This window comes from Fundidesulfovibrio terrae (genome assembly GCF_022808915.1).
GTDB classification, from domain to species: Bacteria; Desulfobacterota; Desulfovibrionia; order Desulfovibrionales; family Desulfovibrionaceae; genus Fundidesulfovibrio; species Fundidesulfovibrio terrae.
Map to the genome: position 1 here is coordinate 32,434 of NZ_JAKZFS010000005.1, position 16,341 is coordinate 48,774.

General features: G+C 65.7%; 15 protein-coding genes. 4 read left to right on the plus strand and 11 right to left on the minus strand.

Annotated features, from left to right (window positions below; translation table 11 throughout):
- Window positions 1-77 precede the first annotated feature (77 nt).
- From ML540_RS14905 to ML540_RS14950, 10 genes are all read right to left on the minus strand, one after another.
- Window positions 78-905, minus strand: coding sequence for a MinD/ParA family protein (locus tag ML540_RS14905; protein ID WP_243362864.1), 828 nt, complete (start codon window positions 903-905; stop codon window positions 78-80).
- Window positions 902-1,771 carry a GGDEF domain-containing protein gene (locus ML540_RS14910; protein WP_243362871.1) on the minus strand — a complete coding sequence of 290 codons (870 nt, stop codon included), beginning with the start codon at window positions 1,769-1,771 and terminating at the stop codon, window positions 902-904. The genes ML540_RS14905 and ML540_RS14910 overlap by 4 nt, the downstream gene beginning before the upstream one ends.
- Window positions 1,758-2,868, minus strand: a protein-coding gene (prfB, locus tag ML540_RS14915; RefSeq protein WP_243363734.1) for a peptide chain release factor 2 whose coding sequence is annotated in 2 segments (ribosomal slippage) — window positions 1,758-2,792 and window positions 2,794-2,868 — 1,110 coding nt in all. Because the reading frame shifts where the segments join, the coding sequence is not laid out codon by codon here. Before prfB ends, ML540_RS14910 begins: the two co-directional genes overlap by 14 nt.
- Window positions 2,869-2,881: 13 nt before the next feature.
- A complete protein-coding gene (lnt, locus tag ML540_RS14920; RefSeq protein ID WP_243362875.1) occupies window positions 2,882-4,402 on the minus strand; it encodes an apolipoprotein N-acyltransferase in 1,521 nt (506 codons plus the stop codon).
- The gene (locus tag ML540_RS14925; protein ID WP_243362877.1) at window positions 4,380-5,234 is read right to left on the minus strand and encodes a hemolysin family protein; all 855 of its coding nucleotides are present in this window, start codon (window positions 5,232-5,234) and stop codon (window positions 4,380-4,382) included. The genes lnt and ML540_RS14925 overlap by 23 nt, the downstream gene beginning before the upstream one ends.
- Window positions 5,235-5,277: 43 nt before the next feature.
- A complete protein-coding gene (locus ML540_RS14930; RefSeq protein WP_243362878.1) occupies window positions 5,278-6,324 on the minus strand; it encodes a PilZ domain-containing protein in 1,047 nt (348 codons plus the stop codon).
- Window positions 6,325-6,362: 38 nt separating this feature from the next.
- Complete coding sequence (gene mnmG, locus ML540_RS14935; RefSeq protein WP_243363738.1) at window positions 6,363-8,168, minus strand: tRNA uridine-5-carboxymethylaminomethyl(34) synthesis enzyme MnmG; 1,806 nt, start codon at window positions 8,166-8,168, stop codon at window positions 6,363-6,365.
- A 77-nt stretch (window positions 8,169-8,245) separates the two neighbouring features.
- Window positions 8,246-9,484 carry a M20 family metallo-hydrolase gene (locus ML540_RS14940; RefSeq protein ID WP_243363747.1) on the minus strand — a complete coding sequence of 413 codons (1,239 nt, stop codon included), beginning with the start codon at window positions 9,482-9,484 and terminating at the stop codon, window positions 8,246-8,248.
- Between the two features lie 237 nt (window positions 9,485-9,721).
- On the minus strand, window positions 9,722-9,958 hold the full coding sequence (locus ML540_RS14945; protein WP_243362880.1) for a PxxKW family cysteine-rich protein: 237 nt from the start codon (window positions 9,956-9,958) through the stop codon (window positions 9,722-9,724).
- An 86-nt stretch (window positions 9,959-10,044) separates the two neighbouring features.
- Entirely contained in the window at window positions 10,045-11,355 is a 1,311-nt protein-coding gene (locus ML540_RS14950; RefSeq protein ID WP_243362881.1) for an amidohydrolase, read from the minus strand.
- Window positions 11,356-11,433: 78 nt separating this feature from the next.
- Here ML540_RS14950 and ML540_RS14955 point away from each other — a divergent pair, with 78 nt between their 5' ends.
- Window positions 11,434-13,482, plus strand: coding sequence for an ArnT family glycosyltransferase (locus ML540_RS14955; RefSeq protein WP_243362883.1), 2,049 nt, complete (start codon window positions 11,434-11,436; stop codon window positions 13,480-13,482).
- Here ML540_RS14955 and ML540_RS14960 read toward each other — a convergent pair.
- Window positions 13,479-14,057: a hypothetical protein gene (locus tag ML540_RS14960; RefSeq protein WP_243362886.1), complete on the minus strand. Its 579-nt coding sequence runs from the start codon at window positions 14,055-14,057 to the stop codon at window positions 13,479-13,481. The two genes, ML540_RS14955 and ML540_RS14960, sit on opposite strands and share 4 nt — an antisense overlap.
- A gap of 106 nt (window positions 14,058-14,163) precedes the next feature.
- Here ML540_RS14960 and ML540_RS14965 point away from each other — a divergent pair, with 106 nt between their 5' ends.
- From ML540_RS14965 to ML540_RS14975, 3 genes are all read left to right on the plus strand, one after another.
- Window positions 14,164-14,679, plus strand: coding sequence for an adenine phosphoribosyltransferase (locus ML540_RS14965; protein ID WP_243362888.1), 516 nt, complete (start codon window positions 14,164-14,166; stop codon window positions 14,677-14,679).
- A 62-nt stretch (window positions 14,680-14,741) separates the two neighbouring features.
- Window positions 14,742-15,485 (plus strand): S-methyl-5'-thioadenosine phosphorylase, encoded by a 744-nt coding sequence (gene mtnP / locus ML540_RS14970; RefSeq protein ID WP_243362898.1) that lies wholly within the window; start codon window positions 14,742-14,744, stop codon window positions 15,483-15,485.
- Window positions 15,486-15,584: 99 nt separating this feature from the next.
- Complete coding sequence (locus tag ML540_RS14975) at window positions 15,585-16,340, plus strand: alpha/beta hydrolase (protein ID WP_243362899.1); 756 nt, start codon at window positions 15,585-15,587, stop codon at window positions 16,338-16,340.
- Window position 16,341 lies beyond the last annotated feature (1 nt).

The window sequence follows — 16,341 nt, forward strand, 5'->3', positions numbered from 1 at the left end:
TCGCCGGGCGGCCATGGGGTTCCAGACACGGAAATCACTTTTTCGTGTATATTGCGGATACCGTCGGCGCAGTCAAGTTAACCATGTGTTATTTTTTTCAAAATCGCCTTGGCTTTCAGATGGGACTTGGATTCGGCCCGGTGGCGTGCGATCTTGATGGCCAGGCTCAGGATGTCCTGGGAGGCCCGGCACTGCGGAGCGTACTTGATCAGGGGCACCTGGCGGCGCACTGCCTCGGGCACGTTGGGGTCGGTGTGCACCGCACCCAGGTAGCCGATATCCAGGTCCAGGAAGCGCTTGCAGGCGCCATGCAGCCGGTCGAAGGTGAGCTGGGCTTCCTTGGCGCTGCTGGCCTGGTTGACCACCACCTGGAAGTCTTTGATGTTGTGCTGGTTCTTGAGCACCTTGACCACGGCGTAGCCGTCGGTGAGCGAGGTGGGCTCGGGCGTGACCACAAGCACCCGCATGCGGGTCATGGAGGCCAGCGCCAGCACGGTCTTGCCGATGCCCGCGCCCAGGTCGAAGAGGACGTAGTCGTATTCCCCGAGCACGGTATTCAACTTGGTGAAGACCGAATCGCGCATGTCCTCGTCGAGTTCCAGGAGTTCGGGCACGCCGCTGGCCGCGGGCAGAAAATCGAACCCGCCGGGTTCAACCTCGGCCACAACGTCCGCGGGCATGACACCGGGCTTGAGCAGGTCCTGGAGGTTCTTCTCCGGCGAGACGCCCAGCAGCACGTCCACGTTGGCCAGGCCCACGTCGAAGTCCATGACCAGCATCTTGTGGCTGGCCTTGTACAGGGCGTAGGCCAAGTTCAGGGCCAGGTTGGTCTTGCCGACCCCTCCCTTGCCCGACAGGATGGATACGCTCAGCGTGGAGCGGGGATTGACGTCTTCGTGGCTCATGTGTCCGGCCCCGTGAACAGAAATTGTTTCTCCTGGGCGTGCACCAGGGTTGCCTGGGGCGTCTCCAGGAGGTCGGGTATGGGCGCCTTGACGATGCGGTTCTTGCCCTGGGCCTTGGCTTCATAGAGAGCCTTGTCCGCCATGCCGATGAAGCGCTCCACGGTAAGGTGCATCTTGCCCTTGGTGCAGACCAGGCCCGCCGAGCAGGTCACGCCCACGGGATCGGCCACGCCCTCGCACGTGACCTGGCGGCCGCGTGATTCGTCCAGGAGCCGCATCAGGGTGGTTTCGGCCTGCATGAGCCCGGAACCGGGCAGGATGAGCGCGAATTCTTCGCCGCCGATGCGCGCGGCCAGGTCGTAGCCGCGTTTGTGCCCGAGCAGGGTTCCGGCGATGCCCACAAGCACCCGGTCGCCGCAGAGATGGCCGTAGGTGTCGTTGACGGCCTTGAAGTCGTCCAGGTCCAGGATGGCCAGGGACAGGCTGGTGCCGCTGCGGTAGGAGCGCTCCAGCTCCATTTTGAGGACCTTCTCGAAAGCCCGGCGGTTGGCTAGGCCCGTGAGCGGATCGTGGCGGGTCTGGTGGGCCAGTTCTTCCAGGGTGCGCTGGAGGCGCGCCAAGTGGGGCGTGGCGTCCCCGGACGCGGGCAGGGCCAGCCAATGCATGAAGTGCCCGTCCTGGATGATTTCGTCCCACTCGTCCAGGGTCAGCCCGGCGCAGAGCCTGGCGATGATGATGCCGTCCGTGCTGCCTTTGACCGAGGAGCGGATCTTGCGGGTCAACGCGTCTCGAAGCCTGGCGATCTCGTCCAGGATTTCGCGCCGGTCTTCGGCGTGGGAGGCTTCGTACGGGCTAGTGGGCGGCATGGAAGTGCAGCAGGTAGTCGCGGATGAAGGTGTCGATGTCGCCGTCCAGCACGGCGTCCACGTTGCCCACTTCGCAGTTGGTGCGGTGGTCCTTGACCAGACGGTAGGGCTGGAGGGTGTAGGTCCTTATCTGGCTTCCGAATCCGATGGCGTCCTTGGATTCGTACTCGGCCTGGCGCATGGCCTGCTGCTTCTTGATCTCCAGGTCGTAGAGGCGGGCCTTGAGCACCTTCATGGCCGATTCGCGGTTGCGGTGCTGGCTCTTTTCGTTCTGGCACTGCACCACGATGCCCGAGGGCATGTGGGTGATGCGGATGGCCGAACTGGTCTTGTTGACGTGCTGGCCGCCGGGCCCGCTGGCCCGGAATACGTCCACCCGGATGTCCTCCTCCTTGACCTCGATCTGGATGTCGGCCCCGGCGTCGGGGTAGACGTCCACCGAGGCGAACGAGGTGTGGCGGCGCCCGGAGGAGTCGAAGGGCGAGATGCGGATCAAACGGTGGATGCCTTTTTCCGCCTTCAAAAAACCGTAGGCGTAGGGGCCGTTGACCTGGAGCGTCACGGACTTCACTCCGGCTTCGTCTCCGGGCAGGAAGTCCAGCTCGTCCACGCTGAACTGGTGGCGTTCGCACCAGCGGCGGTAGAGGCGCAAAAGCATCTCAGCCCAGTCCTGGGCCTCGGTGCCGCCCGCTCCAGGGTGGATTTCCAGAATGGCTCCGGAGGCGTCTTCGGCCCCTGAGAGCAGGGTGGCCAGTTCGGAGGCCTCCACCTGTTTGACCAGGGATTCGATCTGCCCGGAAAGCTCGTCGAGAACCTCGGGGTTGGGATCCTCCTGGGCCATGACCAGCCATTCGTCCAGATCCTCGCGGGACTTGAGCAGGGCTTCGTAGGTGGCCACCTTGCCGGAAAGATCGGATTTTTCCCTCAGAAAGGGGGTGAGGCGTTCCGGATTCTGCCAGGCGTCGGGCTTGGAGAGTTCTGTTTCGATTTCGTCCAAGCGCTTGCGCTTGCCATCCAGGTCAAAGACGCCCCCAGAGGGAGTCGAATTTGTCCAGGATCTCCTTGGACTGGGTCTTGAGGTCGGGGTATTGCAGCAGTGCCATAGTGTTTTTATGCGCCGGTCTTGCGTTTTTTCACCGCCGCGAAGCCCAGCAGGGCCAGGGCGGCCAGACCCGCACCGGCTTCGAGCCGGCCGTGCAGGCGGTGGTAGACAGTCGTTTCCGTGATAAGGCCCACTCCGGTTACGGCCACGGCCGCTTCCTGGAACAGCTGCGTCTGGTGGCTGGATCGCCCCTTGGGGTCGATCAGGGCCGTGTAGCCCGTGTTGGTGGCCCGCAGCAGGAAGCGCTCCTGCTCGACGGCCCGCAGCCTGGCCAGTTCCAGATGCTGTTCGGGCGCGGCGGAGCGGCCGAACCAGGCGTCGTTGGAGATGTTCACCAGCACGTTGGCTCCCGCCTCCACGCGCTTCTGGGCCAGTTCCGGAAAGATCGATTCGTAACAGATGAGCATGCCCATGGCAAGGCGGCCTGCTTTCAAAGGGGCCGTCGCCGTGCCAGGGGTGAACGCGCCCACGCCCTGCAGCAGCGCTGACAGGATGGGGATGTCCTGGCCGAAGGGGGCGTATTCCCCGAAGGGGACCAGGTGTTCCTTCTCGTAGAAGGTTTCCTGGCCCGAGGGAGCGATCAGGTAGGCCCGGTTGAACACCAGGGCGTTCCTGCCCACGCGCTCGTACCCAGGAGCTCCGGCCAGCAGGGGGACGCCGGCGCGCTTCACGAACGCCTTGACCTGGACCGATTCCGGCCCCGGCTCCTGGACGAAGAAGGTCAGGGCCGTCTCGGGCCAGATGACCACGTCGGGCTTGGGAGAAAGGACCGGGCCGCTCAAGTCGGCGTATTGTTGTATGGCCCTGGAAAGCGTGTCCGGCTCCCATTTCTGGGCCTGGTCGATGTTTCCCTGGACCATGGCCGCGCTGCACTCGCCCGAGGTCGCCACGGGCTGGTCCACGGCCCACAGGCCGTAGGTGAAGAGCGCCGCCAGGGTAGCCGCGCAGGCCGCTCGGGACGCGATGCCCGGCCCGGCCAGCCATACGCCGCAGGCGGCGAGCACGCCCGAGAGGCCGTAGGCCCCGATGAGGGCGGCCGCCTGGATGGCCGGAGTCCAGGGAACCAAGGCGGCGGCCAGGGGAAGCCAGGGGAAGCCGGAAAAAAGCCAGCCGCGCAGGGCCTCCAGGGCGATCCACGAGAAGCCCGCCAACGCGCCCCAGGCCATCGGGCGCAGGCTTTCCCGCGTGGCGAAGAGCAGCCAGCAGAACACGGCCGGATACATCCCGAGGGCCGCGCCCATCAGGAGCGGGCAGGGCACGGCGAGAATCCAGGGCAGGAAGCCGTAGTCGTGCACCGGGAGGGCGATCCAGTAAAGGCTGGCCGAGGCGGCGGCCGCGCCGGTGAGCCAGCCCAGTTTCAGGGCGTGCCTCGAGTCCCGGGCCTGGCGGGCGAGTTGCGCCAGCACCCAAGGAAAGCCCAGCACCAGCAGGGGCAGGCGCGCCACGGGGTTGGCGAAAGCCAGGAAGCCGGCCGCCGTGCCCAGAAGGACCAGGCGCAGGGGCCCGTCAAGGACCGACGGGCGTGTCATCGGACGTGTCCGGCTCCGCTGTTGGTTCGGCCAGGACCCAGCGGACCTGGCGCCTGTCGGCCTCGGTGACGGTGAACGTGTAGCCCGCCGCCCGGAAGGAGTCCCCCTGCCTGGGCACGCGCCCGGCCAGTTCGCTCAGGTAGCCGCCCAGGGTTTCCACCTGGTCCGACTCCAGCACGATGCCGAAGCGCTCGGCCAGTTCCTCCAGGGGGAAGCGGCCGTGCATCTTGAGCCTGCCGTCCTCGAGTTCCTGGAATTCCGCCGGGCGGGTGGGATCGTGCTCGTCCTCGATCTCGCCCACGAATTCCTCCAGCACGTCCTCGAACGTGACCAGGCCCGAGGTGCCGCCGTACTCGTCCAGGGCGATGGCGATGTGGATGCGCCCCTTCTGGAACTCGGCCAGCATGTCCTTCAGGTTCTTGGTCTCCGGGATGTACAGGGGCCTGCGCATGACCGGCGCCAGGGACCGGGGCTTGTCCTTGGGGTTCACCAGGTAGGTGAGCACGTCCTTGGCGTGGACCACTCCGATGATGTGGTCCCTGTTTTCGCGGTAGATGGGGATGCGCGAGTGGCCCCGCTCGATGATGAGGCGGGTGACGGCGTCGATGCCGTCCTCCTCGTCGGCGCAGGCGATGTCGGTGCGGGGCACCATGATGTCCGCCACCTGCTTCTTGCCGAGTTTCAGGTACTTGAGCAGGACGCTGGCGTCCTCGGCGCCGACCTCTCCGTCTTCCGTGGCGGCCTGGATGAGCTCCTCCAGGGGCAGGTCGTTGCGGCCCCTGAAGAACTTGTTCACCAGGGTCCAGAACCGTCCTTCCGATCCTTCGTCCAACTGAATCCTCCGTACTCGCGCGGTTTGCGTCGCAGCGTCGGTACTATGCAATCCCTTTGTTACGATACAGTTCCAGGTGCAGCTCGTAGGCCCAGTCGTCAAGCTCCCGGATGCCGAAATCCCGGTTGACCGTGCGCCATTTGAGCCCGGTCAGGGGCGGTTCGTTGGGCACGCCCATGGCCGAAAAAATGAGCCCCAGCGACAGCTTCGTCTTGGAGTCGCAGTCGTCGTAACACTTCACCACCCGCATGAGAACATAGTGGGTGGTGAAACCCGTGAACTCGGGATCGGCCAGGGTGAACTGGCCGTAGTACTGCTGGTTCACGGCGATCTTGTTGTTCTTGGCCCGAAGCGCCCCGGGAACGATCTCCACCCGCATGCCGCCGCCGGAGATGTTGTCCATCTCGATCTCCTGGGCCATTTCCGAGCCCGCGGAGTAGAGCGCGTCTCCCCAGGAATCGGGGTCCCGGGGGTCGCCGTTGTGGCGCACATCGTCCTCGGTCCAGAGCTTGAGGCTGCGCACGTATTTGGCCGGGGGCTCCACTCGCAGATGCATGCGGTTCTGGTTCAGCTCCAGGCGCAGAGGGCGCGATATCTTGAACTGAAGGATGTCGTTTTGCCCTTGGTGGTAGGACAATATCTCCGAGATGAAGCTGAAGGTGGAGAGAATCTTGGGCTGGTCGGGCAGGCGGAGCATGAAGTTGAGTTCCAGCGTGCGCCCCACCCAGGCTGGGTTGATGGTCTTGATGGAGCTCATCTCCAGGGTCAGGTCGTTCTTGTTGGCGTCAATGAGCGTGCCGTCGCTGGATCGGGCTCCACCCAGGTCGCGGTGGAAGCTCACCCGCACCTTGCTGCGCTGCACCACGGCCGCGTCCAGGAGTTCCATGATGCGCGGATATTCCGTCACCCAGGTGGCGGGGTGGTCCAGCATGACTTCCCTGGGCTTCTTGGAGAACACGAAGGCCAGCGAGGTGAGCAGGATGAACGAGCCGAAGAACGCAAGCACCACCATGATCGATTCCAGCGTGACCCGCCCGGCCAGGATGTCCTCGAACACCCTGGTGAAGAAATCGTTGATGGATGCGTCCATGTCGTTTGATCCCGGACGTCGGCGCTTCAAGCCGGCGGTTACAATCGGCCCGTTTTCTTCAGGTGGATTTCCAGGCACATGAGCGACGCCGGGGTGATCCCCGATATGCGCGACGCCTGCCCCAGCGTCAGGGGCCGGGCGCTCGAAAGCTTCTCCACCACCTCGCGGGAGAGACCGGCAACCTCCCGATACTCCATATCCGGCGGAAGTTCCAGGGATTGTATCCTGGCGAGTTTGCCCGCCAGCTCTTCCTGGCGTTTCAGGTAGCCGTCGTACTTGACCCTGGCCTCGGCCTCCTGGAGCACGTCGGGGGCAAATTCCGCCAGGGCCGGCCACAGCGGGGCCAGGTCCTCGATGGAAAGCTGCGGCTGGCGCAGCACGTCGGCCAGGGACGCCGACTTGCCGGGCACGTGCGCCCCCATGGCTTCCAGGATTTCGCGCGTGGGCGCGTCAGGCCTTATGCGGATGGTCTCCAGGCCCTCCACGGTCACGGCCAGGGCGCGGCGCTTGGCGGAAAAAAGCCGCCAGTGGGCATCGTCCACCAGACCCAGTTCGCGCCCCAGAGGCGTGAGGCGTTCGTCGGCGTTGCCCTCGCGCAAAAGAAGCCTGTGCTCGGCCCGGGAGGTGAACATGCGGTAGGGCTCGGTGGTGCCCTTGGTCACCAGGTCGTCCACCAGGACGCCCATATACGCCTGGTCGCGCCTGGGGATGAAGGGCGGGCGTTCCCCGAGGGCGCAGAAGACGTTGAGCGCGGCCCACAGGCCCTGGGCGGCGGCCTCCTCGTAGCCGGAGGTGCCGTTTATCTGGCCTGCTAGATAGAGCCCGGGCAGCACTTTTACTTCAAGTGTCGCTTGAAGTTGTGTGGGGTTGGCGAAATCGTACTCGATGGCGTAGCCCGGGCGCACGATCTGGGCCTTTTCCAGGCCCGGGACGGTGGCCAGCATGGCCTTCTGCACCGAAAGCGGCAGGCTGGTGGGGATGCCGTTGGGATAGACCTCCGGGCTCTCCAGCCCTTCTGGCTCGACGAATATCTGGTGGCGGTCCTTTTCCGGGAACCGGGCCACCTTGTCCTCGATGGAGGGGCAGTAGCGCGCCCCCGTGCCCTTGATCACCCCGGTGAACATGGGCGAGCGGTCGAAGCCCGAGCGGATGGCCTCATGGGTGGCCTGGTTGGTGTAAGTGAGCCAGCAGGGCAGCTGGGGCAGCGTCACGCCCTTGGAGCGGAAGCTGAAGGGCGCGGGCGGATCGTCGCCGGGCTGGATGGTCATCTGGGAAAAATCAATGGAATCCTTGAGGAGCCTCGGTGTGGTGCCGGTCTTGAGCCGCCCCAGTTCGAGGCCGATGGAGCGCAGGCTCTCGGACAGTCCCACCGAGGCCGGGTCGCCCAGGCGTCCGCCGGGAAAATGGGTCAGGCCCACGTGGATGAGGCCCGAGAGGAAGGTCCCCGTGGTCAGAAGTACGGCCCGGGCCGGGTGCTCCTCGCCGAGCGAGGTGGCCACGCCCGAGGCGCGGCCGTTTTGCGTGAGCACGGCCACGGCCATGTCCTGGCGCACCCAGAGGTTCTCCTGGGCGAAGATGTCGCGTTTGACCACGCGCATGTAGGCGTCCCGGTCGATCTGGGCGCGGGTGGAGCGCACGGCCGGGCCTTTGCGGGTATTGAGCTGGCGGAACTGGATGCCCGCGGCGTCGGCCCACAGGCCCATCATGCCGCCCAGGGCGTCGATCTCCTTGACCATGTGCCCCTTGGCCAGCCCGCCGATGGCCGGGTTGCAGGAGAGGTGGCCGATGCGGTCGGCATTGATGGTCAAAAGCAGGGTGGCCAGGCCGAGTTTGGCGGAAGCCATGGCCGCCTCGCATCCGGCGTGGCCCGCCCCGACGACAATGAGGTCGAAGCGCTCGGGGAACGTCTTTGGGGGCACGCCTAGGCCCCGGAGGTCTCGTCGAAGAGGACCGTGGCCATGACCTTGGCGTCGCCGATGTTGTTCTTGATGAGCGAGCGCTCGTTGGGCTGGTGCGCGTTGGGAACCCAGGTGGCCCAGACCACCGCGTCCAGGCCAGCCCGGCGCAGGTAGGCCGCCACGGTGCCGCCGCCCACGCCCATGGGCCGGGGCTTGCCGCCGTACACGGCCTCCACGCCCCTCAGCACCCGGGTGACGATCTCGGCGTTCTTGGGAGTGGCCGGAGCGGCCTGCTCCTTCTGCACGATGTGGTACTCGGCGGTGACGCCGTAAGTGGCGCAGATCTCCCGGCCCATCTCGTAGACCGCCTCCAGCACGTCGTCGAGCTCGTACTGGGGCAGCACGCGGCAGTCCATGTAGAACACGTCGCGCCCGGGGATGGTGTTCACGTTCTCCACGTTGGCCTCTTTCTTGGTGGGCTGGAACGTGGAGTTGGCGGGCTTGAAGAGTTCGTTCACGGCCGGGAAGCGGTCGTGCAGCTTGGTCAGGCGCAGGATGAACGCGGCCGTGGCCACCAGCGTGTTCACTCCCTCCTCGGGTGAGGATGCGTGGCACTGCTTGCCCGACAGAGTGATCCTGAGCCAGAGCATGCTCTTCTCGGCGATCTCCACCATCTCGGAGCTGGGGATGCCGAAATCCGGGATCAGGTAGAGGTCGTTTTTGCCGAAGATTTCCGGATGGTTCTTGAGCAGCCACTCCAGGCCGAACTTGGAGCCGTTCTCCTCGTCGGCCACCAGGAGCATGCCGTAGTTGACGGGCGGCACGGCTCCGGTCTTCACCATGGCGTCGGCCAGCAGGAGCGAGGCCACCACGCCCTGGTGGTTGTCCTCCACGCCGCGTCCCACCAGCGCGTCCCCGTCCACGGCCAGCTCGAAGGGCTTGGTGCCCCACAGGGCCATGTCACCGGGCGGCACCACGTCCAGGTGGGAGATCACCCAGAAGGTGCGGGAGGCGTCCTGCCCCGGGATGACCGCCTTGATGCTGGGGCGGTGGCCGCAGGGCACGCGCTCGTCCGGGGCGCGGTATTCGGTCACGTCCGTGACGCCGTGCTCCTTGAGCCAGGCCAGCATGGCGTCGGCCTTGGCCCGCTCGCCCAGACCGCCGTTGTCCGGCCCCACGGCCGGGATGGAGACGAGGATGCGCTGCAGGTCCACGACTTGGTCGCGGCTGGCCGAAATGTGTTCGAGTATGCCGGAAAGCATGGGGGCTCCGAGGTTAGTGCTCACGAATGGCAAGGATACTTCCGTTCTCGGGCGTGTAGCCTCTTTGTGGGGGCGATGGCAAGGCTGGGGGCGCCACAGGAGAAGCCGGGCCGGCATTCCGAGGCGCGACGATGTCGCGGAAACCCGCGTCCGTGCGGCAAACAGCGACCGTCCGGCGGGCCGGCGGCAATAAAAAAAGGGCGGGAACCGTGGTTCCCGCCCGTGGAATCGATTGGCTTAGCGGCCGCGGGCAGCGCGCTTGGAGGCCTTCAGCGGGTTGATCTTCACCTTGCCGCCGGTGTCCTTCTCGGCCTTCACATGGGTGGCGAAGTTGCACACGCCGTGCGACCATTTCCGCTCGGGCAGCGGATAGCTGGAGCAGTACTTGGCTCCTTCCACTTCCTTGGTGCGCTCGCAACCTTCACATTTGTCGATGATGGGATGGCACTCGACACCGTTCACGACATAGCTCATTGATCTATCCTCCGTTCACGCCCCGCTGGGCGATACGATTCACGTCGCTTGGAAACGTGGTCTCTTTCATCATTATTCGCGCCCTGTCAAGCCCCGAGAGCCCATTTCCTCACTTTGTCCATGCGTTTGAGCAGGGCAGGGTAGTCCAGGGTGGTGAAACGGCCGTCTCGGTAGAGCACGCGTCCGGCCACCATGGTCAGGCGGACCTCGTGCCCCGATGCGGCGTAGGCCAGGTGCGACACGGGCCGGTGGGGCGGCTGGAGGTTGGGGGCGCGCCCGTCGAGCGCCACGATGTCCGCCTGGCGACCCGGTTCGATGCTGCCGCAGTCGGAGAGCCCCAGGGCGCGCGCTCCCCCGATGGTGGCCATGTCCAGCACGGCCTGGGCGGGCAGGGCGGTGGGGTCGTGTTCGCGCGCCTTGGCCATGAGCGCCGCCTGGTTCATCTCCGAGAACATGTTGAGCGTGTTGTTGCTGGCCGCGCCGTCGGTGCCGAGCCCCACGGTGATCCCGGCCGCTCGCATGGCCGCCATGGGAGCCATGCCCGAGGCCAGTTTCAGGTTGCTGCGCGGGTTATGGGCCACGGCCGTGCCGCTTTCGGCCAGCAGGGAGATCTCGGCTTTGGTCACATCCACGGCGTGGGCCACCAGCAGGTTCGGCGCCAGGATGCCCAGGGCGCGCAGAATCTCCACGGGACGCGCCCCGAAGCGCTCCAGGCACATGGCGGTTTCCGAGGCGCTTTCTGCGGCGTGCAGGGTCAGGCGCAGGTCCCTGTCCCGGGCCAGCCCGGCGAGGCGCGCAAGCGTATCGTGCCCGGTGGCGTAGACCGAATGGGCCACCAGGCACGGCGTGAGCAGGGCGCGGCCCCGGCAGAAGTCCGCCAGATCGTCCACCTTGGCGAAAGCCTGGTCCAGATTCGAGTACGAGGCGTTGGGCGTGTCGAACACGCCTTCGCCCAGCACCGCCCGGATGCCCACGGCGGCGGCCGTCTCGGCCACGGCGCGCTCGAAGATGTAGAGGTCGCAGAAGGCGGTCGTGCCCGTTGCCAGCATCTCGGCGCAGGCCAGGAGCGTGCCCGTGACCACGATCTCCGGCGTCAGGCGCGCCTCGGCTGGCCAGATGTGGCCCGTGAGCCAGTCCATGAGGGGCAGGTCGTCCTCGAGCCCCCTGAAAACGGTCATGGCCGCGTGGGTGTGGGTGTTGACCAGTCCAGGCAGGACGATGTCCCCGGAGAAATCGAGGGTCTCGCGGGCGGGGGTTCCGCCCAGTTCGCTCCAGGGGCCCACGGCGGCGATCGCCGTGCCGGTGACGGCCACGGCCGCGTCGTTTAGGATGGTGCGATTTTCGTCCTGGGTGACCAGGGTTCCGGCGCGAATGAGGGTGTCGCAGGAGGAAAGCATCTGTGGGTGATGCCATCTGGGGCTGGGATGTCAAGTCGCGGTTGCGGTGGCGGGCCTTAGACGGATAAGAGCACGGCCATGCGCTGCAAGCTCGGTTTCCTGACCATCACAGCCACCCTCCTACTCGGCCACTTTTTCTACGGCGCGCGCCTCCTTGGGGTGCCCCGGGGCGGCGATGCGGTCCTGGCGGGCGTATTCTTGCTGAACCTCATGTTCTTCAAGGTGTTCTGCTTCCGCCAGTTTCCCCTGTTCGGCAGGAGCCGCCGCTTTCTGCGGGGCATGAACGCGCTGGTGTGCCTGTTTTACGGGATGTGCGCCGTGCTGGTGCTGGAATCGGCCTGGCACCTGCTTGTGCCCTGGTTCCGGCACATCGCGAACGTGGCGACGTATCCGCTGTCCCTCAACGCCGTGGAGGGCCGCGAGACTGTTAAGGCTTGGCTTTTGGCCCACGGCAGCAACATCTATTCGTCACTTGGGGACCATCCTTTCCTGGTGACCATTTATCCTCCCGTCTACCACATCATGGTGGCCGCCGCCGCGCCTTTCCTGGGGTGGACGCTGGAGACCGGGCGCATCATCAGCCTTGGCTGTTTTCTGATTCTCATCGGCATGGCCTGTCTGATTACCTTGCGTTTCACCTCGTCGTGGCTGGCGGCCCTATCTGTGTCGTGCATGCTCCTGTTTATTCCCATGCTCCAGGAGTGGAGCATGCATGCGCGCCCGGACATGCTGGCCTGGTGCCTCGCCCTGGCGGGGGTCTGGTGTTTTGTCGAAGCCTGCGCACGCGAGCAATCGAGCCAGGCGGGCGTGAGGCTGGCCGTGACGGCGGGGATAGTGTTCTGCCTGGCGATGTTCACCAAGCAGCAGGCCCTGCCGTATTTTCTGGGAACCCTGGTCTGGGGAGCGGGCAGGCGGGCGTGGCGTCCGACTGTTGCGGCGGCTCTTGCGGCCCTGGTCCTGGGGCTCGTCCTTTTCGGATGCGTGCAAGCCGCAAGCGGCGGCTGTTTCCTACGCAACTGCTTCGTCTATCCCTCGGTCATGAGTGGCAATCCGGACCTTAACACCTTTGAATTCCTGCTGCAGCGCCTTGGCCATATCTGGGACCAACTGCGTGCCCTGATTGTCGTGCTGTTCGTTTATTTCGCATGGGCGGCATGGCGAAGGCGCTGGGACCTGCCCATGGTCCTCACGGTGGTCAACGCCGTCTTCATGGCGAAGTTGCTTGCCACCTGGGGCGCGGACATCAATTACGCCATCGGCACGCTGATAACTGCGGTAATGTGCGTGGGGACACTTGTAGGCCACGTCGTCCGCCTCAGGCCCCAGGGCCCGGCCGTGGCGCTCACTCTGCTTCTGGCCTGGCTGCCCGCGTCCGCCTCGCCCGAGCCCCCCCCTCCGGCGGACGTATCCTGGGTGAGCGGGCTTTCGGGAACTGTCCTGGTCACCACGGAAGGGGGGCAGCTGTTTCTCGGCGAGGCCGAAAATTGGAAGATAACCTTCTTCGACGGCATAGAGACCCAGCTCTACGAAGAGGCCGGGATGTGGCAGGCTGAATGCTCCTCTCTGGCGGAGGACATCCGCGCCAGGCGCTTTGACCATCTGGTGCTCTACGGGGGCTTCTCTCCGAAAGCCTTCCAGGATGCGGTGGCACTGTATTACGATCTTGATGCCAGGCATGGGAACTACACGGTTTTCAGGCCTGGCGCGGCGGCGCGGGTGGCCGAGATGGGCCCTTCGGGGACGTATCGGACCCAAGGTGATTGGCAAGTGGTCGAGGCGGACGTCTCGAGCCTGCACCCGGAAACGGAGGGGTTGGCTCCGGCCGACAGGAGCCGTCCTGGATACGCGCGCCTCAGGCTCACCGCGCAGGAGCCCATGTCCTGGGCTCAGGCCCGTTTCACCGTGCGCCTGGACCCCAAGGACGCAAAAGCCGCCGCCCGCTGGGCCCTCAAGGACGCGAGGGGCCGCGAGCTCGCCTCCGGGGCCGCCTCGCGGGAAGGTCGCGCGGATGTCGTCGTGGAAGCCGGAGATGCCGGACGGGAGCTGAAGCTGGTGGTGGAACTGGAAGGCAACGCCTGGATCGAGCCCGTGCACGGGGCCGTGGCAGTGCTGCGCGCCTCCTACTAGAAAAAGGCAGACCCGTTTCTGACCCAGAGTTGCGCCCAGGGGCCGGCCAGGGTCACCTGGAGGAGGATGGGCCGGTCCCTATGGAAGCAGGCTAGAGGGATGGTCCAGCGCGCGCCGATGGGTGTCCACACGCCGGGTTTTCCGGTGAGCCGGGCCAGGGGGCTGGTCTTGCCCGCGTCCAACACCGCCACCTCGACGGAACTGTCCGCGCCGTTTGCGCGGGGGAAGTAGAGCAGCTGGGCTCCTTCGGCCTGCACTTCGAAGACCAGCGTCTGCGCGCCAGCCCCCTCCGGGACCATGTAGACGCTCCAGCCCGGCGTGTCCGAGGAATCGAGGCGCGTGGTCGCCGGGACCGCCTGGGCGAGCGTCTGGGCCTGGATTTTTCCCTCCGGAAAGCCCTGGTGCAGGCCCTGCACGGTGGGCATCGCCGGCCCGAAAAGGCAGCCCACCCGGTCATAGACCCCGCGCATGCCCCACCATCCCGGATCACGCGAAACCAGAGCGACCAGGACGGCCGAGTTCACCAGGATGGGGAAAAAGGCGTATTTCCAGAAGGGTTTCCGCGGTGCTCGCAATGATTTCCCCAGAAGTTTCAATATGATGGTGCCCAAGGCGCTTGACTCGTATCCGCAATTCACGTAGCGCCGTCAAGGCGTTTATTTCACAATCAGGAGAGCTGTCATGGATCTGCGCGCTTTGTTACGGGAAATTCCGGACGTCCCCAAGCCGGGCATCCTCTTCTTCGATATCACCCCCCTCCTGGGGCACGGCGAAGCCTTCCGCCACGCCATCGACACCATGGCCGAGCGGTTCAAGGACTGCGGAGCCACCAAGGTGGTGTGCGCCGAGGCGCGCGGCTTCATCTTCGGGGCCGCCCTGGCCTACAAGATGGGGCTCGGTTTCGTGCCCGTGCGCAAGCCCGGCAAGCTTCCCTGGAAGACCGCCTCCGTCACCTACGACCTCGAGTACGGCACGGACACCCTGTGCATGCACGAGGACGCCCTGCTGCACGGAGAAAAGGTGCTGGTCATCGACGACGTGCTGGCCACCGGCGGCACCCTGCAGGGCATGCTCAAGCTCATGGAGAGCTTCGACGCCAAGATCGTGGGCATCGGCGTGCTCGTGGAACTGGAATTCCTGAACGGCCGCGACAAGCTGGGCGAGCTGCCCTTCGACAGCATCATCCAGATCAGCTAGCGGGTGTTTCGAAACACAGGAAACTGTTTTCCATAAGCAACATATCGCGACAGGGCACCCACATGAAGATAGGCATCATCGGCGGCAGCGGCCTGGACAATCCCGACATCCTGGAAAACCCGGTGGACGGCGAGGTGGACACCCCCTACGGCAAGCCCAACTCTACCCTGCGCTCTGGTCGCATCAAGGGACGCGAGGTGGTGCTTCTGGCCCGGCACGGGCGCAGCCACACCTGCCCGCCCACCTGGGTGAACTACCGGGCCAACATATGGGCGCTCAAGGACGCGGGCTGCACGCACATCCTGGCCACCACCGCCGTGGGCTCGCTCAAGGCCGAGATCAAACGCGGCGACCTGGTGGTGCTGGACCAGTTCATCGACTTCACCAGGCTTCGCCCCGTCACCTTCCATGAGCGCTTCGAGCCCCACGCCCCCGTGCATACCCCCATGGCCGATCCCTTTGACGAGGGGCTGCGCGGCAAGCTGAACACCGCCTGCGCCAAGTTCGGCTACGCCCACCATCCCGGCGGCACGGTCATCACCATCGAGGGGCCGCGTTTCTCCACCCGGGCCGAATCCAACATGTTCCGCCAGTGGGGCGCGGACGTCATCAACATGAGCGTGGCCACCGAGGCCATCCTGGCCGTGGAGGCCGGGGTGCCCTACGCCGCCGTGGCCATGTCCACCGACTACGACTGTTGGAAAACCGACGAACCCCCCGTGACATGGGAGGACATCCTGCATATCTTCAAGCAGAATGCCGAGAAGGTGACCGACGTGCTCATCGAGGTCATCTCCACCATGTAGCGGGACCGTATGCGGCAGCGGCGGTCCCGGGAGGGTGCTGTCATGCCGTCATACCATTTGGTTACGATCCGTCGCACCCGGGCGGGGGGCTAGAAGACCATGTCCAAGGCCGCCTGCCTGCTCATCCACGGTTTCGGGGGCGAACCCTTCGAAATGTCGCCCGTGGCCGAAGCCCTGCAGAACCTGGGGTATCCGGTCAGTCTGCCCACCCTGCCGGGACACGGGACCACGATTGAGGCGTGGAGCCGCACGCGCTGGAGCGGCTGGCTCAAGCACGCGGCCGAGGAGTACGAACGCCTTCAGGCCGCCCACGGCCGGGTTTTCGTGCTGGGACTGTCCATGGGCGGCAGCCTGAGCCTGGCCCTGGCCCAGCGCTACAGGCCCGCCGGGGTGGTCACCATGGCCTCGCCGGTCTACCTCTACCGCTTCCTGCCGCCCGAGGCCACGGACTGGCGGCTGCCCATGGTGGGGCTGCTCAAGAAGGTCCGCCCCATCTGGCCCACCGATCCCAAAAAGCCCGAGTCGCGGCTCATAGCCCCATGGCAGGGCTACGACGAGGCCGTGGCCCTTGAGCCGTTGCACAGCTTCGTGCGGGGGCTGCGGGTGGTCCGGCGCGACCTGGGCAGGATCACCTCTCCGCTCCTGGCCATGCATTCGCCCCTGGACAGGCAGGTGCCCCTGGGCAATCTATGGGAAATAACGTCCAAGGTGAGTTCCACTGTGAGGCGCGCGGTGGTTCTCCCCATCGAGGAGCGCATCACCGGGCACCACGTCATCACCACCCATGTGGAGACCAGGGACGAGGTGGCCAAGCTCTGCGCCGGTTTCGTGAGCGATCTCGACGCGGCTTCCTGAC